This window comes from Mycobacterium sp. pV006 (assembly GCF_041287115.1).
GTDB lineage: Bacteria > Actinomycetota > Actinomycetes > Mycobacteriales > Mycobacteriaceae > Mycobacterium.
Genome location: NZ_JBGGKT010000019.1, coordinates 44767 through 71542, shown reverse-complemented (window position 1 = coordinate 71542; position 26776 = coordinate 44767). Strand labels below are relative to the sequence as shown.

The window sequence follows — 26776 nt, the reverse complement described above, 5'->3', positions numbered from 1 at the left end:
CGACAGCGGCACCGGCACTCCTGACGGCATAGCAACTCCCCAGATCAATGGATGTTGCACTCACCGTATGAATCCGCCGCCTTTTGACGCGCGTGGAATGCAATTTCGGCGAGAAAAACGGGGGCGGGGCTCAGCCCAGGCCGAGTTCCTGGATGCGCGTGCTGTGGGTCTGCTGCAGACGATCGAAGAAGTCGGTCATCTGCCCCAGCCCACCTCCGGACATCACCAGGTCGACGAGCTCGTCGTGGTCGGCGAGCACGTACTGCGCCTGGGTGATCGCCTCGCCGAGCAGCCGGCGCGACCACAGCGCCAGGCGATGCCGCTGCTTGTCGCTGGCGGTCACCGCGGCGCGCACCTCGGCCACCACGAACTGCGAGTGCCCGGTCTCCGAGAGCACCGAACGCACCACATCGGCCGCCTCGGGCGGCATCGAACCGGAGATCTCGCGATAGAAATCAGCGGCCATCGCGTCGCCGATGTAGGTCTTGACCAGAGCCTCCAACCAGGTGCTCGGCGTGGTCAACCGGTGATAGTTCTCCAGTGCGTACGCGTACTTCGTCATGGCCGGCACGACGTCGACGCCGCGGCGCTCCAGCGCGTCGCGCAGCAGCTCGTAATGGTTCATCTCCGCGGCCGCCATGCTGGCCATGTTGATGCGTCCGACCAGGTTGGGGGCCATGCGGGCCTCTTCGGTGAGCCGGTAGAACGCGGCCACCTCGCCGTAGGCCAACAGCGCGAACAGCTCATTGATCCCGGGGTGATCGGACTGGATGGGTGAGGCTGCCGCGGGGGCTTCGGCGTCCCCGGTGACCGGCGCGGAGGGCGGCGAGATCGGCGGCGAAGTCGGCCTCGAAGTCATGGTGCAACTCTAGACTCCGGCGGTGTCGACGATCGCCGCGTGCGGCTTTCGGGGCTTCGACCCGTTACCATGGAACGCGGTGTCGGCGTCCATGTCGACAGATCGCATACCGGGTCCCGCCGACAGTTCATGTCGCAGACACCTTGGCAATGTGCGTGCACGTGCGGCCCGCCCCCTCAGCGCTGGGCCCCGCGAAGTTCTCTTCACAACTCGTGCGCGCGTGGAAACCGCATGAGGACAGATCAGTGAAAGGCTTCGTCCACCCAGCATGACTGCAACTACACAAACCACCCCTTCCTTCGCCGAGCTCGGCGTCCGCGACGAGATCGTGCGGGCGCTGGCCGAGAGCGGCATCACCAACGCGTTCGCCATCCAGGAGCTGACCCTGCCGCTGGCCCTGGCCGGCGAAGACCTGATCGGTCAGGCCCGCACCGGCATGGGCAAGACCTACGCCTTCGGCGTCCCGCTGCTGCACCGCATCACCAGTGACGCCGACCGGGCCCTGACCGGCATCCCGCGGGCGCTGGTCGTCGTCCCGACCCGCGAGCTGTGCATCCAGGTCCACGGCGACCTGGTCGCCGCGTCGAAGTACCTGCAGGCCGACGAGAACCGCAAGCTCACCGTGACCGCCATCTACGGCGGACGGCCCTACGAGCCCCAGATCGAGGCCCTGCAGAAGGGTGTCGACGTGGTCGTCGGCACCCCCGGCCGGCTGCTCGACCTGGCCCAGCAGGGGCATCTGCAGCTCGGCGGGCTGTCCACCCTGGTGCTCGACGAGGCCGACGAGATGCTCGACCTCGGGTTCCTCCCGGACATCGAGCGGATCCTCAAGCAGATCCCCGACCAGCGCCAGGCGATGCTGTTCTCGGCGACCATGCCCGACCCGATCATCACGCTGGCCCGCACGTTCATGACCCAGCCGACGCACATCCGTGCCGAGGCCCCGCATTCCGCGGCCACCCACGACAGCACCGAGCAGTTCGCCTACCGCGCGCACGCGCTCGACAAGGTCGAGATGGTGGCCCGCATCCTGCAGGCGCAGGACCGCGGCGCGACGATGATCTTCACCCGCACCAAGCGCACCGCCCAGAAGGTCGCCGACGAACTCGGCGAGCGCGGCTTCAAGGTCGGCGCAGTGCACGGCGACCTGGGCCAGGGTGCCCGCGAGAAGGCGCTCAAGGCGTTCCGCACCGGCGACGTCGACGTGCTGGTGGCCACCGATGTCGCGGCACGCGGCATCGATATCGACGACATCACCCACGTCATCAACTTCCAGATCCCCGAGGACGAACAGTCCTACGTGCACCGCATCGGCCGTACCGGCCGCGCCGGCAAGACCGGTATCGCGGTCACTCTGGTCGACTGGGACGAACTGCCCCGCTGGGCCATGATCGACAAGGCGCTGGGCCTCGGCATCCCCGAGCCCGTCGAGACGTACTCCAGCTCGCCGCATCTCTACGAAGAGCTCAACATCCCCGCCGACGCGAGCGGGTCGATCGGCCGGCCGAAGCGCACCGCGGACAAGGAGCCGCCGGAGCCGCGCGAACGTCGCGAGAAGCCCGCCCGCAACCGCAACCGTCGCCGCACCCGCGGCGGCAAGCCGGTCAGCGGGCACCCGGACACCGCGGACGCGGCCAAGCCGGCCGACGGCGAGAACGCCGAGAGCGCCGACGCCACCGGTGAGGCGCGCTCCACGTCGGGTCGGCGTCGTCGGCGCCGCCGCCCCAGCAAGACGGCCGCGGCTCCGACCAGCTAACCGTCCCGGCGCTCGATGGTCGAACCCGAACGCCGCACCCGCGCGGATCTGTTGGTGGCAGCGGCGCTCATCGCCGTCATCGCGCTGGTCGCGTTGGTGGTGTGGTGGAACAGTGACGTGCGCGCGACGACCAGCCGTCCCGCAGCCTCCCCCGTGGCGTCCCTGGAGGACGCCGGGGCGGTCCCCGACTCACTGACCCCGCTGTGGACCGCGCCGAGCGCGAAGACCACCCGTGCGCTGGTCGTCGCCGGCGCGGTGGTCACCGGTGACGGTTCCACCGTCGACGGCCGCGACCCCGCCACCGGGGACGTGCTGTGGACCTACGCCCGGGACCGGGAACTGTGTGCGGTGAGCTGGGTCTACAGCTACGCCGTGGCGGTGTACCCGGATCGGCGCGGCTGCGGCCAGGTCAGCACCGTCGACGCCGAGACCGGGATGCGCGGTCCGGCGCGCACCAGCTACGCCGACCGCGAGGTGCACCTGTCCGCCGACGGCACGACGGTCCTGTCGTGGGGATCCTCGCGTCTGGAGCTGTGGCGCTCGGACATGGTGCGGATGCTCAGCTACGGCGCGCTCGACGCACCGATCAAACCGGACGTGCCGGTCGAACCGCTGTGCCGGCTGGTGTCGGCGGGCGCGAGTTCGTCGATGGTGTCGGTGCTCGAGGCGTGCGGCAACCAGTCCGATCTACGGCTGACGTTGTTGCGCCCCTCCGACGAGGAGGACGTCCCGGAGATCCAGTACGTCCAACAGAACGGGGTTCCCGACGGCAGCGGCGCACGCGTGGTCGCGGTGGCCGGAACGACCACGGCGGTGTACGTGTCGACCCCGGCACCGCGCGTCGACATCATCGACAGCACCGGCGTGACGATCGACAGCACGGTGGTCACCACCCCGGCGTCCCCGCACGCCACCGCGTCCCGGGTCGGGGACCTGCTGACGTGGTGGACCGGCGACACCCTGATGGTGTTCTCCGCCAACGATCTTCAGTACAAGTACAGCGTCGCCGCGGCCGGGGACAACGCGCCCGTGGGTCCCGCCACGATCATGGCCGGAAAGCTGATGGTGCCGGTCACCGGCGGATACGACGTGTTCGATCCGCTCACCGGCGCCGGTGACCGCCACATCCCGGTGCAGCGTGCCCGCGTGGACGGTCCGGTGGTTCCGGCCGTGGCCGGTACGACGGTAATCGAACAGCGGGGCGACGAGATCGTCGCGCTGGGCTGATCCGCCTCAGATCTCGGGGGCGAACGTCGGCAGCGGCTTGCCGGTCTTCCAGTGCTTCACCAGCGCGTCGGCCAGATCACGGTAGGCCAGTGCACCCTTGTTCTTCCGGCCGGTCATCACCGACGAACCCGACGCACTGGCCTCGGCGAACCGGATCGTGCGCGGGATGGGCGGGGAGAGCACCGGCAGGTTGTAGCGGTCTGCGACATCGAGGACCACGTCGCGGCTGTGGGTGGTGCGGGCGTCGTACAGCGTGGGAAGAGCGCCCAACAGCTTCAGATCGGGGTTGGTGATCGCCTGCACGTCGGCCACGGTGCGCAGGAACTGCCCCACGCCGCGGTGCGCGAGCGTCTCGCACTGCAAGGGGACGATGACCTCGTCGGCGGCGGTGAGACCGTTGAGCGTCAACACCCCCAACGACGGTGGGCAGTCGATGATCACGACGTCGTAGGTGTCCTCGAGCTTGGCAAGTGCGCGCTTGAGGGCGTGTTCGCGGCCCGCGCGCATCAGAAGCATCGCCTCCGCACCCGCGAGGTCGATGTTGGCCGGCAGCAGCGTCATCCCCTCGGGTGTCTCGACCAGCGCGACGTCGGGTTCGACCTCACCGAGCAGCACCTCGTGCACCGACACCGGCAGCTTGTCTGGGTCGTGGCCGAGGGAGAACGTCAACGACCCCTGCGGATCCAGGTCCACCAGAAGGACGCGCTTACCGAGCTGCGCCATCGCCGCACCGAGCGACGCCACCGTCGTCGTTTTGGCGACCCCACCCTTTTGATTGGCGACCGCAAGTACTCGCGTCACACCGACCATCTTGACATGCCCGGTCAAAAGTCGTCCGCCGACAGACCCGCGTGGCGCGCGTGAGTGCGGGGGTGCGGCACAATCGGTGGGCGTGGGCCTTCTGCAGCACCGGCTGATCCTGCTCCGCCACGGCGAGACGGAATGGTCGATCACCGGTCAGCACACCAGCCGCACCGACCTCGACCTCACCGACCGCGGCCGCCGTCAGGCGCGCGCCGCCGCCGACGTCCTCGAGCATCTGAACCTGCAGCAGCCCTATGTCGCGTGCAGCCCTCGGCGCCGCGCGGTGCAGACCGCCGAGTTGGCGGGATTGCGTGTCGACGCCCTGGATTCCTCGATCGTGGAATGGGATTACGGCGACTACGAAGGCCGCACCACCGAAGAGATCCGGCAGACGGTCCCCGACTGGCTGGTGTGGACGCACGGGTGTCCCGGCGGGGAGACCACCGCGCAGGTCTGCGCGCGCGCCGACACCGCGGTCGCGTCGGCGTTGGCGCACCTGCAGACCCGCGACGTGGTGTTCGTCGGCCACGGACATTTCTCCCGCGCGGTGATCACCCGCTGGATCGAACAACCCGTCTACGAGGGCATCCGGTTCGCGATGCCGGCGGTGTCCGTCGCGGTGTGCGGTTTCGAGCACGGTGTCCGGCAACTCAGCGCCCTGGCGCTGACCGGCGACCCGGATCCGACGTGACCCGCGAGCCGGCGTTCGTCTTCGCCGGACCCGAGGGGGTGGTCGTCGGCGACGGTGTGCAGACGGCGTTCCCGACCATCGCCGATGCGCGCGCGGCGCTGGCCTCCGGTAGCGCGCCGATCATCGTGGGCGCGTTGCCATTCGACCTGTCGTCCCCGGCAGCACTGATCCGGCCGCAGAGCGCGCAGTTCACCGACCGGCTGCCGGACTGGCCGCTGCGCGAACTACCCGCGGTGCAGGTGGCGGGCATGTCTCCCGACGCCGACGAGCACCGCCGCCGGGTCGCCGCGGCCGTCGCGCGTCTGTCGGATCCTGCGGCCGGGCTGCAGAAGGTCGTCCTGGCCCGATCCCTGCATCTGGCCGCCGATGCACCCGTCGACGCCCGTACCCTGTTGCACCGCCTGCACGGCGCCGACGCCGAGGCGACGAAGTATCTGGTCGACCTGTCGGCGGCCGGCGAAGGCTATTCGGGCGTCGCCATGGTCGGCGCCAGCCCGGAATTGCTGGTCGCTCGCCGCGGTCAGCGGGTGTGGTGTCGCCCGTTCGCGGGGTCCGCACCCCGCTCCCCCGATCCCGAGACCGACACCGGAAACGGTGCCGCACTGGCGGATTCGGCCAAGAACCGACATGAGCACCAACTCGTCGTCGACGCGTTGCGCCAGACGCTCGAACCGCTGTGCACCGATGTCTCGATCGCACCCCAACCGGAGCTGAGCAAGACCGCGGCGGTGTGGCACCTGGCCACCCCGATCACCGGCACCTTGCGCGAATCCTCCACGACCGCCCTGGATCTGGCGGTCGCGCTGCACCCGACCCCGGCGGTCGGGGGAACCCCGACCGACCGGGCGACCGCGTTGATCGCCGAGGTGGAGGGCGACCGCGGGTTCTATGCGGGGGCGGTCGGGTGGTGCGATCAGTGCGGCGACGGGCGATGGGTGGTGTCGATCCGCGGGGCACAGTTGTCGGCCGATCGGCGTTCTGCGGTGGCACATTCCGGGGGCGGGATCGTCGCCGAATCCGACCCCGACGAGGAAGTCGCCGAGACCACCACGAAGTTCCGGACGATCCTGTCGGCGCTGGGAGTGCAGCAGTGACGGAGACCATTCGCGTGGCACGACCCGGCGACGAAGCCGAGCTGGTCGCGATGATCGGCGAACTCGCCGAGTTCGAGCACGCCGCCGACGAGTGCACGGTGACCGAAAACCAGTTGCGCGACGCGCTTTTCGGTCCCGACCCCGTGCTGTTCGGTCACGTCGTCGAGGTGGACGGCCGGGCGGCGGCGTGCGCGTTGTGGTTCCGCAATTTCTCCACGTGGGACGGCGTGGCCGGCATCTACCTCGAAGACCTGTTCGTGCGTCCGCAGTTCCGTCGGCGGGGCCTGGCGCGCCGACTGCTGGCGACGCTGGCCCGCGAGTGCGTGGATCGCGGTTACAGCCGGCTGACGTGGGCGGTGCTCAACTGGAACGTCGACGCCATCGCACTCTACGACGGCGTCGGCGGGCAACCGCAGACGGAGTGGACCACCTACCGGGTGTCGGGGCGGCGGTTGGCCGAGTTGGCCGAATCGGTGTCCGGCCCGGGCTGAATCAGCCAGTGCAACGCCGACCGGCTGAACAGCAGGCCGAGCACGGCGACCGACACGGCCGCCACCGCCACCGCGTACGGCAGCCGTCCCGAGCTGAACACATACCAGGCCACACCGAGCAGGCACAGGTTGGCGAAGATCGCGATGCCGCGTCCCCAGCGTCGCCCGGTCAGCAGCGCCCAACCGGCGGCCAGCACACCCGAACCCATGATCACGAACCAGCCGGCGGTGCCGTAGCCGCTGATCGCCACCTCACGGTGCCCGTTCATCTCGCGCACCGTCAGCACCACGGCCATGACGATGCCCAGAAATCCCTGCAGCGCCACGATCGCGCCGGCGAGGCGTACTGCCGGAGGCATCAGGTCGCCAACCGATCCGCCAGGTAGTGCACGGCGAAGTCGTATCCCAGGGGGCCGGCACCGGCGATGACGACCTCGGCCACCGCCGAGACATACGAGTGGTGCCGGAACGTCTCACGGGCGTGGATGTTGCTCAGGTGCACCTCGGCCACCGGCAGCCCCACCGAGCGCAGCGCGTCGGCGATCGCGATCGAGGTGTGGCTGTAGGCGGCGGGGTTGATCACGATGCCGACGCAGTCGGTGCGGGCCTCCTGGATCGCATCGACGAGCGCGCCCTCGTGGTTGCTCTGCACGGCGCGCACTGCGAAGCCGGCGTCGGCGGCCACCCGGGTCACCCGCGCCTCGATCTCGGCGAGCGTGGTGGTGCCGTACACCTCGGGCTGACGGGTGCCCAGCAGGTTCAGATTCGGCCCGTTGACGAGCAGGAGTCGGCGTTCGGTCACCGTTGTACGGTACCGGCGCCTGTGTCCGGCCGGTTAGGCTCAGGCCCCGTGCGTGCCGTGCTGATCGTCAACCCCAACGCCACATCGACGACCCCGGCCGGCCGCGACCTGCTGGCCCACGCCCTGGAGAGCCGCGTCGAGCTCACCGTCGCGCACACCGACCATCGCGGGCACGCCATCGAGTTGGCCCGCGAGGCGACGCGCGCCGGTGTCGACGTGCTGATCGTGCACGGCGGGGACGGCACGGTGAACGAGGTGGTCAACGGCATCCTCGCCGAGTCCGGAACGTCCGGTGTGGGTCCCGCCGTCGGCGTGGTGCCGGGCGGCTCGGCGAACGTGTTCGCGCGTGCCCTCGGTATCAGTCCCGACCCGATCGAGGCCACCAATCAGCTCGTCGATCTGCTCGGCGAGCATCGGCACACGCGCACGTGGCGGCGCATCGGACTGATGGACTGCGGCGAGCGGTGGGCCGTGTTCACCGCCGGGATGGGTGTCGACGGCGACGTGGTGGCCGCCGTCGAGGCGCAACGCGCCCGCGGCCGCAAGGTCACCGCGTCGCGCTACATCCGGGTCGCGATCCGGGAAGTCCTGGCCAGCGTGCGCAAGGAGCCCACGTTGACGTTGCATCTGCCCGACCGCGAACCGGTCGACGGCGTGCACTTCGCGTTCGTGTCCAACTCCAGCCCCTGGACCTACGCGAATGCGCGACCGGTCTGGACGAACCCCGACACCACGTTCGAGACCGGGCTGGGGGTGTTCGCGACCACGAGCATGAGCGTGTGGGCGAACCTGGGTCTCGTACGGCGGATGCTGTCGCGGAAACCGGTGATCAAGGCGCGCCATCTGGTCCGCGACGACGACCTGCGCTGGCTCAAGGTGACGAGCACCACGCCGGTGGCCTGCCAGATCGACGGAGATTACGTCGGGATGCGCGAAACCATGCACTTCTCGGCGGTCCCGGACGCGCTCGCGGTGATCGCGCCGCCGGCAGTCACGTCGACGAAGAGGCCCTGACCAGCGTCTACGGCGATTGCAACTGATCTCACACCGGCATTTTGGGCGCAAGGTGAGATCAGCGTAGTACAACGGAGTTATGGGTCGGCCAACGGTCCACCACAGTGAGATAGAACACGAGTTGAACAACTTCTATTGACATCCGTCGAGCCTGTGAAAACATCGGATGCAACAGCGCAGAAACATTCTGTGCGCTCGTGTTAACAGCCAACGTTTTGTTCGTGCGCCCCCGTGCGCATACGAAAGGAAGTTCATAGTCATGGATTGGCGCCACAAGGCCGTCTGTCGCGACGAGGATCCGGAGCTGTTCTTCCCGGTCGGAAACAGCGGTCCGGCGCTCGCGCAGATCGCCGATGCCAAGCTGGTATGCGCCCGCTGCCCCGTCACCGCGGAGTGCCTGAGCTGGGCACTTGAGTCCGGCCAGGACGCCGGCGTGTGGGGCGGTATGAGCGAGGACGAGCGTCGCGCGCTCAAGCGCCGCAACGCCCGGACGAAGGCCCGTACCGGAGTCTGATCGCCCCGCGAGTTAAAGCAACGGCCCCGACACAAGTCGGGGCCGTTCTTCTTTTCCGCCATTCGGTGATATTTGCGTCACATTTCCAGCAAAGTGTCACTGACTGCCGAAATCGATTCGGCAAATGGCAGAATTCGTCAGTATTGCGCCGCGCGGGGCCGCCGCCCCAGCGGAACCCGCAGCACCACATCGGTGCCGCCGGCAGCTCCTTCGTGCATCCCGAGAGAGCCGTCGAGTTCGGCTGACACCAGGGTCCGCACGATCTGTAGGCCGAGCCGGTCGGACTTCTCCAGGCTGAATCCGTCGGGCAGGCCGCGTCCGTCGTCGTGGACGACGACGTCGAGCCAGCGCGCGGACCGTTCGGCGCGGATGGTCACACACCCCCGACTGGTCGACGAGTCGAATGCGTGCTCGATCGCGTTCTGCACCAACTCGGTGATCACCATGATCAGCGCGGTGGCGCGGTCGGCGTCGAGGACGCCGAGCTCCCCCACCCGGTTGATGCGGATCGGCGCGTCGACGGTGGCGACGTCGTTCATGATCGGCAGGATCCGGTCGACGACCTCGTCGAGGTTGACCTCCTCGTCCACCGACATCGACAGCGCATCGTGGACCAGGGCGATCGAGGACACCCGCCGCACGGATTCGATCAGTGCCTCACGGCCCTCCGGGTTCGTGGTGCGCCGCGCCTGCAGCCGCAGCAGGGCGGCGACGGTCTGCAGGTTGTTCTTCACCCGGTGGTGAATCTCGCGGATGGTCGCGTCCTTGGACAGCAACGCCCGGTCCCGGCGTTTGACCTCGGTGACATCTCGGATCAACACCGCCGCGCCCACCGGTTCGCCGTGCACGACCAGCGGCAGGGTCCGCAGCAGGACAGCGGCGCCGTTGGCGTCGACCTCCATGCGAGTACTGGAACCGCCGGTCAGGGATTCCCTCACGTGCTCGGCCAGTTCCTGCGCCTCGAACGGGTCGGAGATCAACGGTCGCGTGACGGCGACCATGTTGTGCCCCTCGAGTTCGGCGGTGAAGCCCATCCGGTGGTAGGCCGAGATCGCGTTGGGACTGGCGAAGGTCACCACACCGGTCTGGTCGAGTCGCATGAAACCGTCGCCGGCGCGGGGCGTCGAACGCGAGATGGCCAGGTCGCCGACGTTGGGGAAGGTGCCTTCCGACAGCATGTGCAGGAGGTCCTCGGCGCAGTCGACGTAGGCCGCTTCCAGCGGGCTCACCTGGCGCGGCGCCAGCGACGTCTGGTGGGTCAGCACGGCCACGACGGTGTTCTCGTAGCGCACCGGGACGGCTTCCACCCGCAGGCCGTGATCGCCGTCCTGGCCATCGACGATGATGCGGCCGATCGTGCCGGACCGGAACGCGTCGGCGACGATCGGCAGATCCTCGGGTTCGGCGATGGTCCCGACGGCATCGGCGAGCAGCACGGTGGGCGCGGTGTTCGGTCGCACCTGGGCCACGCACACGAGCATGCCGTCATCGCGGCGGACCCACATCAGGTAGTCGGCGAACGACAGATCGGCGAGCAACTGCCACTCGCCCACCACGGCGTGCAGATGGTCGACGGCGTTGCCGGGCAGGACGGTGTGCTCGGCGAGGAGATCACCGAGGGTCGACATGACGCGAGGGTGGCCTGCGCAGTGGCCGGCTAGTCGATGACGGCGATCAGGTCACCGGCCTGGATGACGTCACCCACCGACACGTTGACCTTGCTGACGGTCCCGGCCACCTCGGCGAGCACGGGGATCTCCATCTTCATCGACTCGAGCAGCACCAGGGTGTCGCCTTCGCCGATCTGATCGCCCTCGTTGACCACGACCTCGAGCACACTGGCCACGATTTCCGCGCGAACGTCCTCGGCCATCTTCACCCACTCTCTTGCCACCGGTGCTTGAGCGTCTATCGAACCACAAGGGTCATGCGCGGTCCTGCACCGCCGCCGCCGGCGGGGAAACAATCGTTGTCCGAGGGTCGTGCGACAATGGACCGCAACCGACCCGCCTCGGCGGGTTCCCCACCCACGACCTGTTGGAGGTTCATCATGGCCAAGCGTGGCCGTAAGAAGCGCGACCGCAAGCACTCGAAGGCCAACCACGGCAAGCGTCCCAACGCCTGACCTGAGTGCCGCGGCTGCGATCCCGCCGGGATCGCAGCCGGCACGTCAGCCGCGGATGATCGTGGTGCGGCTGATCTCGATGCGTAACCGCTCCCGCAGTCTGTCGGGAGCCTTCTCACTGCACTTGGTGGCGAGCAACCGTTTGACCCGCTCCTCGATGCCGTAATGGCGGAGGCAGGTCGGGCACTCCTCGAGATGCTGCTGCAGCTTCTCGCGCGTTTCGGGAGTGCATTCGCCGTCCAGCAGCATCCACACCTCCGCGATCACGGCGGCACATTCGGGATGTTCGGGGTCGATCGGCCCAACCGGCGGACGCCACTCGTCCTCGGAGCGCGGCTCCTGCGGCGACATATCGCTGTCACTCATGACGTGACCCCTTCGGCCGCCTGCTCCCCCCGAAGGAACCCGCGATCGCGGGCCACTTCACTCAACAGCTCACGAAGTTGGCGCCTGCCGCGGTGCAACCGCGACATCACCGTCCCGATCGGTGTGTCCATGATTTCGGCGATCTCCTTGTATGGGAAACCCTCGACGTCGGCGTAGTACACCGCCATCCGGAAGTCCTCGGGCAGCGCCTGCAGCGCTTCCTTGATCTCGTTGTCCGGAAGCAGCTCCAACGCCTCGACCTCGGCAGACCGCAGGCCCGTCGACGAATGCTCTGCGGTCGCGGCCAGCTGCCAGTCGGTGATCTCGTCGGTCGGATACACCGCAGGTTGACGCTGCTTCTTGCGGTAGCTGTTGATGTAGGTGTTGGTCAGGATCCGGTACAGCCACGCCTTGAGGTTGGTGCCCTCACGGAACGAGCGGAACCCGGCGTAGGCCTTGATCATCGTTTCCTGCAGCAGGTCCTCGGCGTCGGCCGGGTTGCGCGTCATCCGCAGCGCGCCGCCGTAGAGCTGATCGAGCAGCGGTATCGCGTCGCGCTCGAAGCGCGCTGTCAGCTCTTCGTCGGTCTCTTCGTGCGCGGGTGCGGTTCTGTCGTCGCGGGCCGTCTCTGTGGCCAGCCCGTCGGAGTCGGTCATCGTGGGGAACACCGTCCCTTCTGTCGCGGCGCCTCCGTGCCTCGGCCATAGCGCCGAGTCGTGCGGGGCCATCAAGGCCAATGCAGGCACCGTCAATCCCCTTCTGCCGATCCTAGAGGCTGCCGGTGACACCTTGCCCGGCAGCGACGCACCGCTTCGTGCGCGCAGTGAGGTCAACACCGACATCCGGGCCGCTTGTTCCCGCCCGTCTACGCTGTGGCGATGGCACGCGCGGCAACCCCGGCGATCGCCGCACTGGTCAGCGCCGGTGTACCGCACACCGTGCTGCAGTACCGCCACGATCCGCGCAGCGACTCCTTCGGCGGTGAGGCGGTCGACGAACTGGCCCGCGACGGCGTGGTGGCCGAGCAGATCTTCAAGACCCTGGTCGTCGCCCTGCCCACCGGGTTGGGTGTCGCGGTGCTGCCGGTACCGGCGAAGTTGTCCCTCAAAGCCGCGGCATCCGCACTGGGCGCCCCGAAGGCCACGATGGCCGATCCGGCGGCCGCCCAGCGTGCCACCGGCTACGTCGTCGGGGGCATCTCGCCGCTCGGCCAGCGCAAGGCGCTGCCCACCGTCGTCGACGCCTCCGCGCTGCACTGGGACCGGGTGCTGTGCAGCGCCGGCAAGCGCGGTCTGGAGGTCGGCCTCGACCCGCACGATCTGGTGCGATTGACCAACGCAGCCGTCGCCGACATCCGCGCGATCTAGTCTGAGCTCATGTCGCTCGCGGGAAAAACCATGTTCATCTCCGGCGCCAGCCGGGGCATCGGCCTGGCCATCGCCAAGCGGGTCGCCGCCGACGGCGCCAACGTCGCGCTGGTCGCCAAGACCGCCGAACCGCATCCCAAGCTTCCGGGCACCGTCTACACCGCCGCCAAGGAGATCGAGGAGGTCGGCGGGCAGGCCCTGCCGATCGTCGGTGACATCCGAGACGGCGACTCGGTAGCCGCGGCGGTGGCCAAGACCGTCGAGCAGTTCGGCGGCATCGACATCTGCGTCAACAACGCCTCGGCGATCAACCTCGGTTCGATCGAGGAGGTGCCGCTGAAGCGGTTTGACCTGATGAACGGTATCCAGGTGCGCGGCACCTACGCGGTGTCGCAGGCCTGCATCCCGCACATGAAGGGCCGCGACAACCCGCACATCCTGACTTTGTCGCCGCCGATCCTGCTGGAGTCGAAGTGGCTGCGGCCCACGCCGTACATGATGGCGAAATATGGGATGACGTTGTGCGCGTTGGGGATCGCCGAAGAGATGCGTGAGGCCGGCATCGCGTCGAACACGCTGTGGCCGCGCACCATGGTGGCCACCGCCGCGGTGCAGAACCTGCTCGGCGGTGACGAGTCGATGGCAAGGTCGCGCAAGCCCGAGGTGTACTCCGATGCGGCGTACGCGGTGCTGACCAAGCCGTCGACTTTCACCGGCAACACGCTGCTGTGCGAGGACGTGCTGGTGGACTCCGGGGTGACCGACCTGTCGGTGTACAACTGTGTGCCCGGCGCCGAACTGGGCGTGGATCTCTGGGTCGAGAGCGCCAACCCTCCGGGCTACACGGGCCCGTAGCCGACGCGAGAGTGTCGCCACGGTAGTCGGTGGGCGACCCGGACTACGGACACGGCGCTTTCGCGAACGGACGTCCTACGCTCACCTTCGTGACTATCTGGTCTTCGGGACGCTATGACGCCGTCGGCGACCGCATCGCACCGATCGCCGAGCAGGTTGTCGAAGCCGCGGCACGACGACACCCGCTGCGTGGCGCAGAGGTGGTGGACCTGGCGTGCGGCACCGGCAGCGCGGCGCTGGCCGCCGCCGCCACGGGTGCGCGCGTCACCGGGGTCGACTACACGCCCGAACTGGTCGCGATCGCCGAGCAGCGCAGCGGCGCCGACGCCGTCACGTGGCGGGTCGGCGACGCGTCGGCCACCGGGCTGCCCGCCGCGGCGTTCGACGCGGTGGTGTCGAACATGGGCATCATCTTCGTCGACCCGGCCGCTCAGGTCGGTGAGATCACCCGGCTGCTGAAACCCACTGGCGCGCTTGCCTTCTCGGCGTGGGTCCGCGACACTGCCAACCCGTTCTTCGATCCGGTGGTGGCCGTGCTGGGCCCGCCGGCGGCGTCGGGCTTCTCCCCCGACCAATGGGGTGACGCCGACATGCTCACTACCCGCCTGGCTCCACACTTCGACGACCTCGACATCCGGCGCGGCGAACACCGGTGGGAGTTCGCGTCCGTCGCTGCCGCGCTGCACTTCCTGCGCGAGGAGTCCCCGGTGCACGTGGAGACGTTCCGCCGCGTCGATCCTGCCCTACAGGAGGAGCTGGCCGCGGAGTTCGAGACGACGCTGGCCCAGCACACCGTGGACTCCGGTGCGGTGGCTTTCACCGCGCCCTACGTCGTCGTCAGCGCCGTCTACCGCGCCTCGTAGAGGATTCCGCGGCCGATCGCTTCGCGCACCACCGGCAGCGCCGCGACCGCCAGGGCGTCGGCGTCCACACCGTGATGGGCCGCCAGCAGATCGATCAGCATGCCCAGCGGAACCTCACCGCGGCACCCGGCCAGCAGCGCCCGCGACACCTCGTCGACGCCGAGCACCGCTCCCGGTGCGCCCGGCCGCCGCACCGCCGCGCCGACCACCTGCCACCCGTCCGGCCCGGGCAACGACTGCTCCTCGAGGAACACCGGGGCCGTCGTGAGCCGCGCGGCCAGCAGCTGCTCGCCGCTGGTCTCGTACAGGTACTCGCGGCGGGTGAAGAACACCTCGACCTCGGGGCCGGTGAGCGCCTCCCCGGCCCCGGTAATCTCTTCGAGCACCACGTCGGGCGACCGCGTCTCACCGGCCCGCGGTGCGCGCAGGTTGATCATGCCCATCCCGACGCCGGCAATGCCCTCTTCGGCGAACCAGTCCAACCACTGCCCGCCGCGCCGCGCGGCATCCTGCGGAAGTTCACCCGCATCGGAGGTCCACAGCGACACGTAGCTGATCGGGTCGGCGAACTCGCGCTGCACCACCCAGGCGTGCAAGCCGGTGCCGGCGAGCCAGCCGCCGACCCGGTCGCGCCAGTCGTGGCCGTCCCGCACGATCCAGTTGGCCATGATCTGCGCGGTCCCGCCGGGCCGCAGATGATCGGCGACCTCACCGATGAGCTTCTGCGACAACGCATCGCCGGCCATCCCGGAGTCCCGGTACTGGTAGTCGAGGCTTCCGGTACCCACCACGAACGGCGGGTTGGACACGATCAGGTCGAAGCGTTCCCCGGCCACGGGTTCGAACAGGCTGCCGCGCCGCAGATCCCAGGACATGCCGTTGAGCCGTGCGGTCGCAGCCGCCAGCGACAGCGCGCGAGCGTTGGTGTCGGTGGCGACGATGTGATCGCAGTGCGCGTCGAGGTGCAGCGCCTGGATACCGCATCCTGTGCCGAGGTCCAGTGCGCGTTCGACCGGTGTGCGAATCACCGCGTGCGCGAGCGCCACCGACGCGCCGCCGATGCCGAGGACGTGGTCGTGGCGCACCGGCCCCGGACGCAGCGCGGCATCCTGGTCGGAGACCACGAGGAAGTCGCGGGCCCCGTCGCCGTGCGGGCGGATGTCCAGGACGGCGCGTACTGCTCCGGTCGCCGCGGGTTCGACGACGCCGCCCGCGAGCAGCGCGTCAACGCCTGTGGTCGGCAGCGTCGCAGAAACCCGCTCGCGGGGTTCGTCGGTGCCGAGCAGGAACAGCCGCACCAGCACCGCCAGCGGCTGCAGCGCGGCATCCGCGCGCTCGGTGGCGCGCAGCGCCGACCACCACAGACCGCGGCTGAACGCGGCGCTGGCGTCGGCGCCGAGCAGGTCGGTGACCCCGTCGGTGGTGTAACCGGCGGCGCGCATGTCGGCAGCCAGGGCGTCGACCAGCGTGTCGGGCAGCTCGCTCAAAGCAGGGTGCCTTGCTCGGCCTGCGGCTCGGCCGGTTCGATCAGCTCGGGCCCGTTGTTGCGCACGCTGTTGACCAGCCGGGAGACTTCGCGGATCTGGATGCGGTCCAGGTCGCCGTGCCCCCGCAACAGACCTTCGTCGATCGGTGCGTCCGGATCCAGCCAGCGGTCGAAGTCTTCGGCGCTGATGGTCAGCGGCATCCGGTCGTGAATGGGCTCGAGCGGCCCGGCGGCGTCGGTGGTGATGATCGTGCAGCTCAGCAGCGGGGCGCTGTCCTTCGGAGCGTCTTTGGGTCGCCAGGTGGTCCAGAGCCCAGCCATGAACAACGGCTCGCCATCGGCGGCATACATGAAATAAGGGGTTTTGGCGCCTTTCTGGCCCTGCCATTCGTACCAGCCGTCCATCGGCACCAGGCACCGCTTGCTCTTCGCCGAACTGCGGAACGCCGGCGACGTGGTGACCTTCTCGGAGCGCGCGTTGATCAGCAGCGGACCCTTGTTGTCGGGGCTGCCGTCCTCGGTGGCCTTGGTCCACGGCGGGATCAGTCCCCACCGCATCAGGCGCACGCGGCGCGTCGACTCGTCGTCGGGTTCGGTATGCCTCTTGACGACGGTCGCGACGGCGGTGGTGGGTGCGACGTTGTAGTTCGGGGCGGGTGCGTCCTTCGTGTTGGTCTCGTCGATGGCTTTGATCTTCTCGGCCAGCAGCGCCGGGTCGGTCGTCACCGCGAATCGCCCACACATACCGTCCATCGTGGCAGAAACCCGGCGGTCGTCGCCCCCGCCGATTCCGCGACAGGGAACAATGAACCGGTGAGCACCTGGCCGGCCCCGTCGACGTCCACCCCCATCCATGCGACCGTGACGGTCCCCGGATCGAAGTCGCAGACCAACCGTGCCCTGGTGCTGGCCGCGCTGGGCACGCGGCAGGGCACCTCCACGGTGCGCGGCGCGCTGCGCAGCCGCGACACGGATCTGATGATCGGCGCCCTGCAAACGCTGGGTGTCGAGGTGTCCGCGGCCTCGAACGACGACACCGATCTGACCGTCAGCGGCAACCTGGGCGCGGCCGCCGGCGCGCGGGTGGACTGCGGGTTGGCCGGCACGGTATTGCGGTTCGTCCCGCCGGTGGCGGCGTTGGGCGCCGAACCGGTGATCTTCGACGGCGACGAACAGGCCCGGGCCCGGCCGATCTCCCCACTGTTGGACGGACTGCGCGCGCTGGGCGTGGACATCGACGGGGACGGTCTGCCGTTCACCGTCCGCGGGGCCGGAGGGGTGCGCGGCGGCACCGTCGAGATCGACGCGTCGGGGTCGTCGCAGTTCGTGTCGGGCCTGCTGTTGTCCGGCGCCGCGTTCGACGAGGGGTTGACCGTCGTGCACACCGGTTCGGCGGTGCCGTCGATGCCGCATGTCGCGATGACCGTGACGATGCTGCGCGACGCCGGCGTGGAGGTCGACGACTCCGCACCCGACCGCTGGCGGGTCGCCGCGGGTCCGGTGGCCGCCCGGGATTGGGTGATCGAGCCCGACCTGTCCAACGCCGTACCGTTTCTCGCCGCCGCGGTGGTCAGCGGCGGCCTGGTGCGGCTCACCGGTTGGCCGACCGTCAGTACGCAGCCGGCCGATGCGATCATCCGCATTCTGAAGGACTTCGGCGCGACGGTGCGGACCGGCCGCGCCCATCTGGAGGTGCAGGGCGCGACGGTGTATGAGGGCATCGACGTCGATCTGCGCGATGTCGGCGAGTTGGCGCCCTCGGTGGCCGCGCTCGCAGCGCTGGCCGCCCCGGGATCGGTGTCACGGCTGCGTGGCATCGCCCACCTGCGGGGGCACGAGACCGACCGACTGGCGGCGCTGAGCGCCGAGATCAACCGGGTGGGTGGTCAGTGCGAGGAGACCGACGACGGGCTGACGATCACCGCCCGACCGCTGCACGGCGGGGTGTGGCGGTCCTACGCCGACCACCGCATGGCGACCGCCGGCGCGATCGTGGGACTTCGGACCCCGGACATCGAGGTCGAGGACATCGGCACCACCGCCAAGACGCTGCCGCAGTTCACCGAGCTGTGGACGCAGATGCTCAGCGGCCAGACCGACGACGTCGCGGGCTGATCCTTGGTCCACCGCGAGTACGACGAGTCCGACGTCCGGGTGCGGCCCGGCCGCGGCACCCGGCCGCGGACCAAGAACCGTCCTGACCACGCGGATGCCCAAGCGGCGATGGTGGTCACCGTCGACCGTGGCCGGTGGGGCTGCGTGGTGGGCCGCGATCCGCAGCGGCGGGTCACCGCGATGCGGGCGCGCGAGTTGGGCCGCACCCCGATCGTGGTGGGCGACGACGTCGACGTGGTCGGCGACCTGTCCGGCCGCCCCGACACCCTGGCACGGATCGTGCGCCGCGGTGAGCGCCGAACGGTGTTGCGCCGCACTGCCGATGACACCGATCCGACCGAGCGGGTGGTGGTCGCCAACGCCGACCAGCTGCTGATCGTGGTGGCGCTGGCCGACCCGCCCCCGCGGACGGGTCTGGTGGAGCGCGCGCTGATCGCCGCATACGCCGGCGGCCTGGCGCCGATCCTGTGCCTGACCAAGACCGACCTGGCTCCGGCCGAAGACTTCGCCGAGCAGTTCGCCGACCTGGACCTGGTGGTCACCACCGCCGGCCGCGACGATCCGTTGGCCGACGTCGAAGCGCTGCTGACCGGCAAGGTCACCGCGCTGCTCGGCCACTCCGGGGTCGGGAAGTCCACGTTGGTGAATCGTCTTGTACCCGAAGCGGATCGGGCGACCGGAGAGGTGACCGACATCGGGCGCGGCCGGCACACGTCCACGCAGTCGGTGGCGTTGCCGCTGGAGTCGGGCGGCTGGGTGATCGACACCCCCGGCATCCGGTCGTTCGGCCTGGCCCACATCGAACCCGACGACGTGGTGCTGGCGTTCTCCGATCTGGCCGAGGCCATCGACGACTGCCCGCGCGGGTGCGGACATATGGGGCCACCCGCCGATCCCGAGTGCGCACTCGACGAGCTGACCGGGTCCGCCGCGGCCCGGGTGGCCGCCGCGCGCCGCCTCCTGGCCGCCCTCAGTTTGCGCGACCGCGCGAGTCTGCCGCTCGACACGCCGTAAAACCCCGGCAGTATCAGCGCGCTCGCGCCCCGCGAGCGCGCACTTATGACGTCATGTTTGCGTCCACCTCGGATGTGGCACGCTGGGAAAATGACTGACGTACCTGCGATCGAACTCAACGACGGCACCCGCATCCCGCAACTGGGCCTCGGTGTCTATCAGGTCCCGCCGGACGACACCGCCGCCACGGTCCGAACCGCCTTGGAGATCGGCTACCGCCACGTCGACACCGCGCAGATGTACCAGAACGAGCGGGGGGTCGGTCAGGGCGTGCGCGACTTCGGCATCGACCGTTCCGAGGTCTACATCACCAGCAAGCTCAACAACGGGTTCCACCGGCCCGACGATGCGCGTCGCGCGTTCGACAGGACGCTGTCCGAACTCGGATTCGACTACGTCGACCTGTTCCTGATCCACTGGCCGCTGCCCACGCTGTACGACGGCGACTTCGTCTCGACCTGGAAGACGTTGGAGGAGTTCAAGAACGACGGCCGGGCCCGCAGCATCGGGGTGTCAAACTTCAAGGTCGCGCATCTACAGCGCCTCGCCGAGGAGACCGACACGGTGCCCGTCGTCAACCAGGTCGAGGTGCATCCGTACTTCGGCAACGACGAGGTGCGGGCCTACGGGCGAGAGCACGGAATCGCGACCGAAGCGTGGGCGCCGATCGCCCAAGGCAAGGTGCTCGACGATCCGGTGGTCACCCGCATCGCCGAGTCGCTCGGCAAGACGCCGGCCCAGGTGGTCCTGCGCTGGCACATCCAGCGCGGCGACATCGTGTTCCCGAAATCGGTGACAGAGCAACGGATCCGGGACAACTTCGCGCTGTTCGACTTCACCCTCGGAGACGAGGACTTCGCTGCGATCTCGGCCATGAACAAAGGTGAGGCCGGGCGTTTCGGACCGGATCCGGACGTCTTCGACTGGGTGCCGGAATAGCCGGCAGAAGGCAAAGGCTGCGTTGAGGGCGGAAGAGCGGGGCCCGTCCTCAACGCAGCCTTCGGGTCTAGGCCGCCAGGCGCAGCGCGGCTTTCTCGGCCTGCCGGGCGCGGCGGCGCGTGCGCACCGCGGCGATGGCCGATTTCAAACCGCGCCGTTCCTCGGCAGGCAGGTCGGCGAACATCGCCTCACTGCGGGTCTCCGGGGCGTCGTCGGCGGTGTCGCGCAGGAAGCGGTCCGGCAGCGACAGTTTCGTGATGGTGCGCCACGACTTGCCGTACTGCACCAGGAACGATCCGGTGGTGTAGGGCAGGTCGTACTTCTCGCACAATTCCTGCACCCGCAGCGAGATCTCGTACAGCCGGTTGCTCGGCAGATCGGGATACAGGTGATGCTCGATCTGGTGGCACAGGTTGCCGCTCATGAAGCGCAACACCGGACCGTTGTCGAAGTTCGCGCTGCCCAGCATCTGACGCAGGTACCACTCACCCTTGGTCTCACCGACCATGTCGGTCTTGGTGAATTTCTCTGCGCCGTCGGGGAAGTGGCCGCAGAAGATCACCGCGTTGGACCAGATGTTGCGGATGATGTTGGCCACCGCGTTGGCCTTGGCCGTGGACTTGAACGTCGCGCCCGGTGACAACGAGGTCAGGGCGGGGAACGCCACGTAGTCCTTGAACACCTGGCCTCCGGCCTTGGCCAGGAACTCGCGGATACGCACCAGCGTGGCCTTGCGGTTGTCCCGGCCCTTGAAGATTTTGCCGATCTCCAGGTGCTGCAGGCCGACGCCCCACTCGAAGAAGGTGGCCAGCATCGTGTTGAACGGCAGGTTCAACAGGTTGACCGGCTTCCACTTCTGGTCGCGGGTGACACGCAGCAGGCCGTAGCCCACGTCGTCGTCCATGCCGAGGATGTTCGTGTACTTGTGGTGCATGAAGTTGTGGGTGAAGCGCCAGTGCTTGGACGCCCCGCTCATGTCCCATTCCCACGTCGAGGAGTGGATCTCGGGATCGTTCATCCAATCCCATTGACCGTGCATGACGTTATGCCCGATCTCCATGTTCTCGATGATCTTGGCCACGCCCAGCGTGGTCGCGCCGGCCCACCAGAACGTCCGCTTCGAGCTGCCGGCCAGCAGCAGCCGGCCGGTGATCTCCAGGGCGCGTTGGAAGGCGATGGTGCGGCGGATGTAGCGCGCGTCGCGCTCCCCGCGGGAGTCTTCGATGTCCTGCCGGATCGCGTCCAGCTCGTTGGCCAGGCTCTCGATGTCGGCATCGGTGAGATGCGCGAATTCCGGTACGTCGGTGACTGCCATAGGGTTCAGCCCTCCTCTCGCTTGCCTACGCTAGCGTAACCTACGATCCCGTAGGTTACTACCCAGTAAACCTCACACATCGAGTACGCAATCACCCGATGCCGCGCTCACGCAGGTCTGCACCCGGGAGCCGGGTTCGTGCTCCACACCGGTGCGCAGGTCGCGCACATGGCCGTCGACCAGCGCGACCACACACGACTGGCAGATCCCCATCCGGCAGCCGAACGGCATCTGCACACCGGCGTCCTCGCCGGCCTCCATCAGGGATGTCGCTCCGTCGATCACGGCGGTCTTGCCCGACCTCGCGAACTCGACCGTGCCTCCGCTGCCGTGCCCGGCGCTGCGCACCGCGGCGAACCGCTCCAGATGCAGCTGGTCGGTCAGCCCTGCGGCAGACCAAGTCCTCTCGGCGGCTTCCAGCATCGCCGCGGGGCCACACGCCCACGTCTGCCGCTGCCGCCAGTCGGGGACCGTCTCGTCGAGCCGGGACAGGTCCAACCGGCCTTCCGAACGGGTAGCCCGGATCGTCAGCCGATAACCGTCGTGCCGGTCCTGCAACGCGGCCAGCTCCGAGCCGAACAACACGTCGGCCTCGGTGGGCGCCGAGTGCACGTGCACGATGTCGCCGATCTGGCCGCGCCGGTCCAGCGTGCGCAGCATCGACATCACCGGCGTGATCCCGGACCCGGCGGTGAGGAACAGCACCGACGCCGGGGCGGGATCGGGCATCACGAAGTTCCCTTGCGGCGCAGCCAGTCTCACGATCGTGCCGGGCGCCACCCCGCCCACCAGGTGGGTGGACAGGAACCCCTCGGGCATGGCTTTGACCGTGATGGTGATGGTGCGCGAGCCGCGGCTGGAGAGCGGACTGGAGGTCAAGGAATACGACCGCCACCGCCACCGCCCGTCGACGAGCAGACCGATGCCGATGTACTGACCGGGCTGATAGTCGAACGAGAATCCCCAGCCCGGTTTGATGACCAGGGTTGCGGAGTCCTCGGTCTCGCGCCGGACCTCGACGACCCTGCCGCGCAGTTCGCGGGCCGACCACAGCGGGTTGGCAAGCTTGAGGTAATCGTCGGGGAGCAACGGCGTGGTGACGCGGCTGGCCACAGTCCGCAACAGGTGCAGACCGGGACGATCCTTGGCGCCGGCCACGGTAGGCCGGACGGTGTCGACCACTCGGGCCGAGTTTTTGACGGTGTTCTTGGCCATGACGGCTCCTGCTCGGGTTCGTATGACGAGTGAATACCCGCAGATGCCTACCTACGGTACCGTAACTTACGCTACCGTACCCAACGTCACAGCAGGTCCAGCAGGAACGGCAACTCCTGTTGCGCGTACCACGCCAGGTCGTGGTCCTGCGCGTCGCCAACGGTCAGTTCGGCGTCCTCATCCCCCAGGTCCGCCGCGTCGATCACCTCGACCGCGGCGCGAACAGCGTCCTCGGCGGCGGAATTGTCGACGTATGCGGCGATCACCTGAGTCAGCGCGACGTCGCCGGACAACCGAACCACCGCGTCGTCGAGGTCGGGACGCAGCTTCACGTCGGCGTCGTCGGCGTCGACCTCGAGCACCGCGCGGCGCGGCGGCACCTCTGCTCCCGCGTCGTCGAGCAGGCGCAGCGACGCCAGCGCGGCTTCACGCAGCGCGACGTCGGCGAGTTCGTCGTCATCGCCCTCGGCGTAGGACTCCCGCAAGGTGGGCGTGACCGCGAACGCGGTACCGCCGACCGGGCGGAGGGATCCGTCGGCGACCAGCCGTTGCAACAACGCCAAAGTGGCGGGGACGTAGACGCGCACCAGGTGAGACTAGCCGCGCAGGCGCCGCGCCACTCAGCGCGAATCGGTCGGTCTGTGGTTCGGGTCCCGCTCCACCGCCAGCACGAAGTTGTCGCCGTGGCGGGTGACACCGGCGATCACCGCGCTGTTCACCGCTTCCACGGCGTAGGCCCGGCGCACGATCTTCGGGTCCCGGCGCAGGTCCCGTACCAGGGCGACGGCCATCGCGATCATCACCAGCAGGAACGGCAGCGAGGCGATGATCGTGATGGACTGCAGGCCATTCAGCGCGTCCTCCCCACCAACGAGCAGCATCACCGCGGCGACGGCACCGGTGGCCACACCCCAGAAGACGACGGTGCCCCGGCTGGGCCGGATCGTGCCGCGTTGCGACAGCGACCCCATCACCAGGGACGCGGCGTCGGCGCCGGAGACGAAGAAGATCGCGACCAGGATCATCACGATCACACTGATGACGGGCGCGATCGGGTACTGCTCGAGCAGCGTGAAGAGCTGCTCCTCGACGCCGCCCTCCCCGGCCAGGTCCGTGCCGTTCTGTTGCTGGTTGATGGCCGCACCGCCGAACACCGCGAACCAGATCAACGACACCAGGCTGGGCACCAACAGCACCCCGGCCACGAACTGGCGGATGGTGCGCCCGCGCGAGATGCGGGCGATGAACATGCCGACGAACGGCGTCCACGACACCCACCACGCCCAGTAGAAAATCGTCCAGGATTGCAGCCACTCGTCGACGGCGGCACCCTCGGCGCCTGTGCGTGCCGACATCTCGGCGAGCTCGGCGGCGTAGCTGCCCAACGCGGTCGGCAGCAGGTTGAGGATGAACATCGTCGGCCCGACGACGAACACGAAGAACGCCAGGCCCACGGCCAAGACCATGTTGATGTTGGACAGCCACTGGATGCCGCGCGCCACCCCGGACACCGCCGAGAGGACGAACCCGACGGTGAGCACGACGATGATCACGATCAGGATGGTGTTGCCGGTCTCACCGATGCCGCCGACGATCTGCAGTCCACTGCGGATCTGCAGCGCACCCAAGCCGAGGGACGCGGCCGAGCCGAACAGGGTGGCGAAGATCGCCAGCATGTCGATGACCTTGCCCCACGGCCCGTTGGCCCGGTCGCCGAGCAGCGGTTCGAACGCCGCGCTGATCAGTTGCAGCCGTCCCTTGCGGTAGACCCCGTAGGCGATGGACAGGCCGACCACGGCGTAGATCGCCCACGGGTGCAACGTCCAGTGGAACAGCGTGGTGGCCATGGCGCTCTGCACACTGGGCTCGGCATCCATGCCGGACCCCGGGGGCGGTGACGTGAAGTGCGACAGCGGCTCGGCGACGCCGAAGAACATCAGGCCGATGCCCATACCGGCGCTGAACATCATCGCGACCCAGGAGATCCCGTTGAACTCGGGGTCCTCGCCGTCGCGGCCCAACGGGATGTTGCCGTAGCGGCCCAGCGCCAGGTAGAGCACGAACGCGACGAAGCTGGTGCTGGTGAGCACGAAGAGCCAGCCGGCCGTGTCCATCACCCAGGTCAGGGCGGTGGCGGAGGCGCTGGCCAGGCTGTCGGTGCTGACGAAGCCCCAGACCAGGAACGACACCGCGATCGCGGCGGTCACTCCGAACACGACCCAGTCGACGCTGCGGCGACGGGTGATCCGGCCCTCCTCGATGGGGACGTCGAGCACCGGATGCGGCACCGGTGTCACGGCGGGCTGTTCCAACGGGGTCTCTCCAGATGCGGTCATCCCGACCATTCGACCCCGGTTACCACGGGCCGTCAAACACCTGGTGTTTGCCGGGGCATCAGCGTGCCGCGTTGACCAACTCGTCGAGCGACTCGCGCATCAGGCTCGGCAGCATGTCCACGTCGCTCATCGCATCGCGGTCGGCGTTGATGCCGAAGTACAGCATCCCGTTGTAGGACGTCACCCCGATGGCCAGCGCCTGGTTGTGCAACAGCGGCGGCACGGCGTAGGTCTCCAGCAGTTTGGTGCCCGCGACATACATCTGCTTCTGGGCGCCAGGCACATTGGTGATCAGCAGGTTGAACAGCCGCGCCGAGAAGCTGGTCGCCACGCGGATTCCCATGGCGTGCAACGTCGGTGGCGCAAAACCCGACAGCGTGACGATCGAGCGGGCGTCGACGAGGCTGCCCGCGGTCGGATGAGTCTCCGTGGCGTGGGCGATCTGGGACAGCCGCACCACGGGGTTGGCTTCTCCCACAGGCAGATCGACCAAGAACGGGGCGACGTCGTTGATCGCCTGTCCGGGTGCGGTCGACTCCAACTCGGCGTCGGCGTACACCGACATCGGGGCCATCGCGCGCACCGTCGAGGTCGCCGTGACGGGTTCGCCCCGGGAGAGCAGCCAGTTGCGCAGCGCGCCGGTCACCACGGCCAGCACCACGTCGTTGATGTCGCAGTCATAGCGGGACTTCACCCGGCGGAACTCGTCGAGGGAGCCCGAGGCCACCGAGAAGCGCCGGTTGCGCGACACGGTCGCGTTGAGCGGGCTGTTCGGTGCGGTGCCGCGGGCGACGGTCCGGGCGGCGTCGACGACCCGGCGGCCCAGCTCGACGAGTTCCCCGGTGTTGGTGACGGTTTCGGTGACGGTGGTGCGCAGCGCGGCAGCCTGCGCGGTGGGCCGGGTGATCCACTCACCCAGCGCGCCGATCAGCAGCGCACGGTCGCTGGGCTCGCGCGCGGGGATCCAGATGTCCTCGCCGAACTCCGGGGGCTTCTGGGTGTGGTCGGCGATGACGTGCCCGATCTCGAGTGCGGTCATGCCGTTGACCAACGCCTGGTGTGACTTGGTATAGATCGCGAGGCGGTTCTTCTCCAAGCCCTCGACCAGGTACATCTCCCAGAGCGGCCGCGACTTGTCCAGCGGTCGCGCAGCCAGCCTGGCGATGAGTTCGTGCAACTGGGCGTCGCTGCCCGGCGACGGCAAAGCTGAACGCCGAATGTGGTAGGTGATGTCGAAGTCGCGGTCGTCGATCCAGACCGGACGGGCGAGGTCGAACTTCACCTCGCGCACCTTCTGCCGGTACCGCGGGATCAGCGGCAGCCGCTGCTCGACGGTGTTGAGCAGGGTTTCGTAGCTCAGACCGTTGCGGGGTTTCCGCAGGATCTGCAGCGAGCCGACATACATCGGCGTCGACGAATTCTCCAGCCGGTAGAACGACGCGTCGGCCGCCGACAATCTCGTCACCACCGGACCCGCCGCCTCCTTCTCGAAAGATCACCCATGACAGACCCTGACACGTTACGGGTA

At 68.7% G+C, this 26776-nt stretch carries 29 protein-coding genes; 14 read left to right on the top strand and 15 right to left on the bottom strand.

Translation table 11 applies throughout. From position 1 onward, the window contains the following. Nucleotides 1-130: 130 nt before the first annotated feature. A complete protein-coding gene (locus ACAG25_RS22215) occupies nucleotides 131-859 on the bottom strand; it encodes a ferritin-like fold-containing protein (RefSeq protein ID WP_370490633.1) in 729 nt (242 codons plus the stop codon). A 268-nt stretch (nucleotides 860-1127) separates the two neighbouring features. On the opposite strand from ACAG25_RS22215, the gene ACAG25_RS22210 reads away from it, so the two are divergent. Further along, a complete protein-coding gene (locus ACAG25_RS22210) occupies nucleotides 1128-2615 on the top strand; it encodes a DEAD/DEAH box helicase (protein ID WP_370490632.1) in 1488 nt (495 codons plus the stop codon). Nucleotides 2616-2630: 15 nt separating this feature from the next. After that, nucleotides 2631-3842, top strand: coding sequence for a hypothetical protein (locus ACAG25_RS22205; protein WP_370490631.1), 1212 nt, complete (start codon nucleotides 2631-2633; stop codon nucleotides 3840-3842). 6 nt (nucleotides 3843-3848) lie between these two features. Here the strand turns inward: ACAG25_RS22205 and ACAG25_RS22200 are convergent, their stop codons facing one another. Further along, nucleotides 3849-4652, bottom strand: coding sequence for a ParA family protein (locus ACAG25_RS22200; RefSeq protein ID WP_370490638.1), 804 nt, complete (start codon nucleotides 4650-4652; stop codon nucleotides 3849-3851). 82 nt (nucleotides 4653-4734) lie between these two features. Here ACAG25_RS22200 and ACAG25_RS22195 point away from each other — a divergent pair, with 82 nt between their 5' ends. From ACAG25_RS22195 to ACAG25_RS22185, 3 genes are read left to right on the top strand one after another with little or no spacing between them, the layout of a single operon-like run. Next, entirely contained in the window at nucleotides 4735-5337 is a 603-nt protein-coding gene (locus ACAG25_RS22195) for an acid phosphatase (RefSeq protein WP_370490630.1), read from the top strand. Then, a complete protein-coding gene (locus ACAG25_RS22190; RefSeq protein ID WP_370490629.1) occupies nucleotides 5334-6431 on the top strand; it encodes an isochorismate synthase MenF in 1098 nt (365 codons plus the stop codon). The genes ACAG25_RS22195 and ACAG25_RS22190 overlap by 4 nt, the downstream gene beginning before the upstream one ends. Then, nucleotides 6428-6922, top strand: a complete 495-nt coding sequence (locus tag ACAG25_RS22185; RefSeq protein ID WP_370490628.1) for an N-acetyltransferase family protein — start codon at nucleotides 6428-6430, stop codon at nucleotides 6920-6922. Before ACAG25_RS22190 ends, ACAG25_RS22185 begins: the two co-directional genes overlap by 4 nt. On the opposite strand, the gene ACAG25_RS22180 is transcribed toward ACAG25_RS22185, so the two are convergent. Further along, nucleotides 6862-7281, bottom strand: a complete 420-nt coding sequence (locus ACAG25_RS22180) for a hypothetical protein (protein WP_370490627.1) — start codon at nucleotides 7279-7281, stop codon at nucleotides 6862-6864. The genes ACAG25_RS22185 and ACAG25_RS22180 overlap by 61 nt on opposite strands. After that, entirely contained in the window at nucleotides 7281-7724 is a 444-nt protein-coding gene (aroQ, locus tag ACAG25_RS22175) for a type II 3-dehydroquinate dehydratase (protein WP_370490626.1), read from the bottom strand. Before aroQ ends, ACAG25_RS22180 begins: the two co-directional genes overlap by 1 nt. Nucleotides 7725-7772: 48 nt before the next feature. Here aroQ and ACAG25_RS22170 point away from each other — a divergent pair, with 48 nt between their 5' ends. Both ACAG25_RS22170 and whiB1 read left to right on the top strand, forming a co-directional pair. After that, entirely contained in the window at nucleotides 7773-8738 is a 966-nt protein-coding gene (locus ACAG25_RS22170) for a diacylglycerol kinase family protein (protein ID WP_370490625.1), read from the top strand. Between the two features lie 259 nt (nucleotides 8739-8997). After that, nucleotides 8998-9252 carry a transcriptional regulator WhiB1 gene (whiB1, locus tag ACAG25_RS22165; protein WP_152516228.1) on the top strand — a complete coding sequence of 85 codons (255 nt, stop codon included), beginning with the start codon at nucleotides 8998-9000 and terminating at the stop codon, nucleotides 9250-9252. A gap of 137 nt (nucleotides 9253-9389) precedes the next feature. Here the strand turns inward: whiB1 and ACAG25_RS22160 are convergent, their stop codons facing one another. Continuing rightward, nucleotides 9390-10880 (bottom strand): sensor histidine kinase, encoded by a 1491-nt coding sequence (locus ACAG25_RS22160; RefSeq protein ID WP_370490624.1) that lies wholly within the window; start codon nucleotides 10878-10880, stop codon nucleotides 9390-9392. Between the two features lie 29 nt (nucleotides 10881-10909). Next, nucleotides 10910-11125: a biotin/lipoyl-binding carrier protein gene (locus ACAG25_RS22155; RefSeq protein ID WP_370490623.1), complete on the bottom strand. Its 216-nt coding sequence runs from the start codon at nucleotides 11123-11125 to the stop codon at nucleotides 10910-10912. 177 nt (nucleotides 11126-11302) lie between these two features. On the opposite strand from ACAG25_RS22155, the gene ACAG25_RS22150 reads away from it, so the two are divergent. Beyond that, nucleotides 11303-11377, top strand: coding sequence for a 50S ribosomal protein bL37 (locus ACAG25_RS22150; protein ID WP_011728008.1), 75 nt, complete (start codon nucleotides 11303-11305; stop codon nucleotides 11375-11377). 45 nt (nucleotides 11378-11422) lie between these two features. Here the strand turns inward: ACAG25_RS22150 and rsrA are convergent, their stop codons facing one another. Both rsrA and ACAG25_RS22140 read right to left on the bottom strand, forming a co-directional pair. Beyond that, complete coding sequence (rsrA, locus tag ACAG25_RS22145) at nucleotides 11423-11743, bottom strand: mycothiol system anti-sigma-R factor (RefSeq protein ID WP_370490622.1); 321 nt, start codon at nucleotides 11741-11743, stop codon at nucleotides 11423-11425. Further along, nucleotides 11740-12399, bottom strand: a complete 660-nt coding sequence (locus tag ACAG25_RS22140) for a sigma-70 family RNA polymerase sigma factor (protein WP_370490621.1) — start codon at nucleotides 12397-12399, stop codon at nucleotides 11740-11742. The genes rsrA and ACAG25_RS22140 overlap by 4 nt, the downstream gene beginning before the upstream one ends. A 222-nt stretch (nucleotides 12400-12621) precedes the next feature. On the opposite strand from ACAG25_RS22140, the gene ACAG25_RS22135 reads away from it, so the two are divergent. The 3 genes from ACAG25_RS22135 to ACAG25_RS22125 all read left to right on the top strand — a co-directional run bounded on the left by ACAG25_RS22135 (nucleotide 12622) and on the right by ACAG25_RS22125 (nucleotide 14828). Beyond that, nucleotides 12622-13110, top strand: a complete 489-nt coding sequence (locus ACAG25_RS22135) for an aminoacyl-tRNA deacylase (RefSeq protein WP_370490620.1) — start codon at nucleotides 12622-12624, stop codon at nucleotides 13108-13110. Between the two features lie 9 nt (nucleotides 13111-13119). Next, complete coding sequence (locus ACAG25_RS22130; protein ID WP_370490619.1) at nucleotides 13120-13965, top strand: SDR family oxidoreductase; 846 nt, start codon at nucleotides 13120-13122, stop codon at nucleotides 13963-13965. 89 nt (nucleotides 13966-14054) lie between these two features. Then, nucleotides 14055-14828, top strand: coding sequence for a class I SAM-dependent methyltransferase (locus ACAG25_RS22125; protein WP_370490618.1), 774 nt, complete (start codon nucleotides 14055-14057; stop codon nucleotides 14826-14828). Here the strand turns inward: ACAG25_RS22125 and ACAG25_RS22120 are convergent. Beyond that, the gene (locus ACAG25_RS22120; RefSeq protein WP_370490637.1) at nucleotides 14813-16270 is read right to left on the bottom strand and encodes a methyltransferase; all 1458 of its coding nucleotides are present in this window, start codon (nucleotides 16268-16270) and stop codon (nucleotides 14813-14815) included. The two genes, ACAG25_RS22125 and ACAG25_RS22120, sit on opposite strands and share 16 nt — an antisense overlap. A 41-nt stretch (nucleotides 16271-16311) precedes the next feature. Next, entirely contained in the window at nucleotides 16312-17058 is a 747-nt protein-coding gene (locus ACAG25_RS22115) for an SOS response-associated peptidase (protein ID WP_370490617.1), read from the bottom strand. A gap of 69 nt (nucleotides 17059-17127) precedes the next feature. Between ACAG25_RS22115 and aroA the strand changes: the two genes are divergently transcribed. From aroA to ACAG25_RS22100, 3 genes are all read left to right on the top strand, one after another. Then, nucleotides 17128-18429 (top strand): 3-phosphoshikimate 1-carboxyvinyltransferase, encoded by a 1302-nt coding sequence (gene aroA, locus ACAG25_RS22110; RefSeq protein ID WP_370490616.1) that lies wholly within the window; start codon nucleotides 17128-17130, stop codon nucleotides 18427-18429. A gap of 3 nt (nucleotides 18430-18432) precedes the next feature. Next, a complete protein-coding gene (gene rsgA / locus ACAG25_RS22105; RefSeq protein ID WP_370490615.1) occupies nucleotides 18433-19443 on the top strand; it encodes a ribosome small subunit-dependent GTPase A in 1011 nt (336 codons plus the stop codon). A gap of 90 nt (nucleotides 19444-19533) precedes the next feature. Beyond that, on the top strand, nucleotides 19534-20382 hold the full coding sequence (locus ACAG25_RS22100; RefSeq protein ID WP_370490614.1) for an aldo/keto reductase: 849 nt from the start codon (nucleotides 19534-19536) through the stop codon (nucleotides 20380-20382). Between the two features lie 67 nt (nucleotides 20383-20449). On the opposite strand, the gene ACAG25_RS22095 is transcribed toward ACAG25_RS22100, so the two are convergent. The 5 genes from ACAG25_RS22095 to ACAG25_RS22075 all read right to left on the bottom strand — a co-directional run bounded on the left by ACAG25_RS22095 (nucleotide 20450) and on the right by ACAG25_RS22075 (nucleotide 26716). Continuing rightward, complete coding sequence (locus tag ACAG25_RS22095) at nucleotides 20450-21697, bottom strand: fatty acid desaturase (RefSeq protein ID WP_370490613.1); 1248 nt, start codon at nucleotides 21695-21697, stop codon at nucleotides 20450-20452. Between the two features lie 72 nt (nucleotides 21698-21769). Beyond that, entirely contained in the window at nucleotides 21770-22912 is a 1143-nt protein-coding gene (locus ACAG25_RS22090) for a ferredoxin reductase (protein WP_370490612.1), read from the bottom strand. Between the two features lie 86 nt (nucleotides 22913-22998). Next, nucleotides 22999-23502: a hypothetical protein gene (locus ACAG25_RS22085; RefSeq protein WP_370490636.1), complete on the bottom strand. Its 504-nt coding sequence runs from the start codon at nucleotides 23500-23502 to the stop codon at nucleotides 22999-23001. Nucleotides 23503-23532: 30 nt separating this feature from the next. Then, entirely contained in the window at nucleotides 23533-25248 is a 1716-nt protein-coding gene (locus tag ACAG25_RS22080) for a BCCT family transporter (RefSeq protein ID WP_370490611.1), read from the bottom strand. Between the two features lie 58 nt (nucleotides 25249-25306). Continuing rightward, nucleotides 25307-26716, bottom strand: a complete 1410-nt coding sequence (locus ACAG25_RS22075) for a wax ester/triacylglycerol synthase family O-acyltransferase (protein ID WP_370490610.1) — start codon at nucleotides 26714-26716, stop codon at nucleotides 25307-25309. Nucleotides 26717-26776: the final 60 nt, after the last annotated feature.

Bases quoted from the DNA above. Each gene is read 5' to 3' on its own strand.
- ACAG25_RS22135 (WP_370490620.1), top strand. From the start codon at position 12,622: ATGGCACGCGCGGCAACCCCGGCGATCGCCGCACTGGTCAGCGCCGGT.
- ACAG25_RS22155 (WP_370490623.1), bottom strand. From the start codon at position 11,125: ATGGCCGAGGACGTTCGCGCGGAAATCGTGGCCAGTGTGCTCGAGGTC.
- ACAG25_RS22115 (WP_370490617.1), bottom strand. From the start codon at position 17,058: ATGTGTGGGCGATTCGCGGTGACGACCGACCCGGCGCTGCTGGCCGAG.
- ACAG25_RS22160 (WP_370490624.1), bottom strand. From the start codon at position 10,880: ATGTCGACCCTCGGTGATCTCCTCGCCGAGCACACCGTCCTGCCCGGC.
- ACAG25_RS22200 (WP_370490638.1), bottom strand. From the start codon at position 4,652: ATGGTCGGTGTGACGCGAGTACTTGCGGTCGCCAATCAAAAGGGTGGG.
- ACAG25_RS22215 (WP_370490633.1), bottom strand. From the start codon at position 859: ATGACTTCGAGGCCGACTTCGCCGCCGATCTCGCCGCCCTCCGCGCCG.
- ACAG25_RS22205 (WP_370490631.1), top strand. From the start codon at position 2,631: ATGGTCGAACCCGAACGCCGCACCCGCGCGGATCTGTTGGTGGCAGCG.
- ACAG25_RS22095 (WP_370490613.1), bottom strand. From the start codon at position 21,697: ATGGCAGTCACCGACGTACCGGAATTCGCGCATCTCACCGATGCCGAC.
- ACAG25_RS22210 (WP_370490632.1), top strand. From the start codon at position 1,128: ATGACTGCAACTACACAAACCACCCCTTCCTTCGCCGAGCTCGGCGTC.
- ACAG25_RS22180 (WP_370490627.1), bottom strand. From the start codon at position 7,281: ATGCCTCCGGCAGTACGCCTCGCCGGCGCGATCGTGGCGCTGCAGGGA.
- ACAG25_RS22140 (WP_370490621.1), bottom strand. From the start codon at position 12,399: ATGACCGACTCCGACGGGCTGGCCACAGAGACGGCCCGCGACGACAGA.
- ACAG25_RS22090 (WP_370490612.1), bottom strand. From the start codon at position 22,912: ATGGCCAAGAACACCGTCAAAAACTCGGCCCGAGTGGTCGACACCGTC.
- rsrA (WP_370490622.1), bottom strand. From the start codon at position 11,743: ATGAGTGACAGCGATATGTCGCCGCAGGAGCCGCGCTCCGAGGACGAG.
- ACAG25_RS22130 (WP_370490619.1), top strand. From the start codon at position 13,120: ATGTCGCTCGCGGGAAAAACCATGTTCATCTCCGGCGCCAGCCGGGGC.
- ACAG25_RS22100 (WP_370490614.1), top strand. From the start codon at position 19,534: ATGACTGACGTACCTGCGATCGAACTCAACGACGGCACCCGCATCCCG.
- whiB1 (WP_152516228.1), top strand. From the start codon at position 8,998: ATGGATTGGCGCCACAAGGCCGTCTGTCGCGACGAGGATCCGGAGCTG.
- ACAG25_RS22080 (WP_370490611.1), bottom strand. From the start codon at position 25,248: ATGACCGCATCTGGAGAGACCCCGTTGGAACAGCCCGCCGTGACACCG.
- ACAG25_RS22120 (WP_370490637.1), bottom strand. From the start codon at position 16,270: ATGCGCGCCGCCGGTTACACCACCGACGGGGTCACCGACCTGCTCGGC.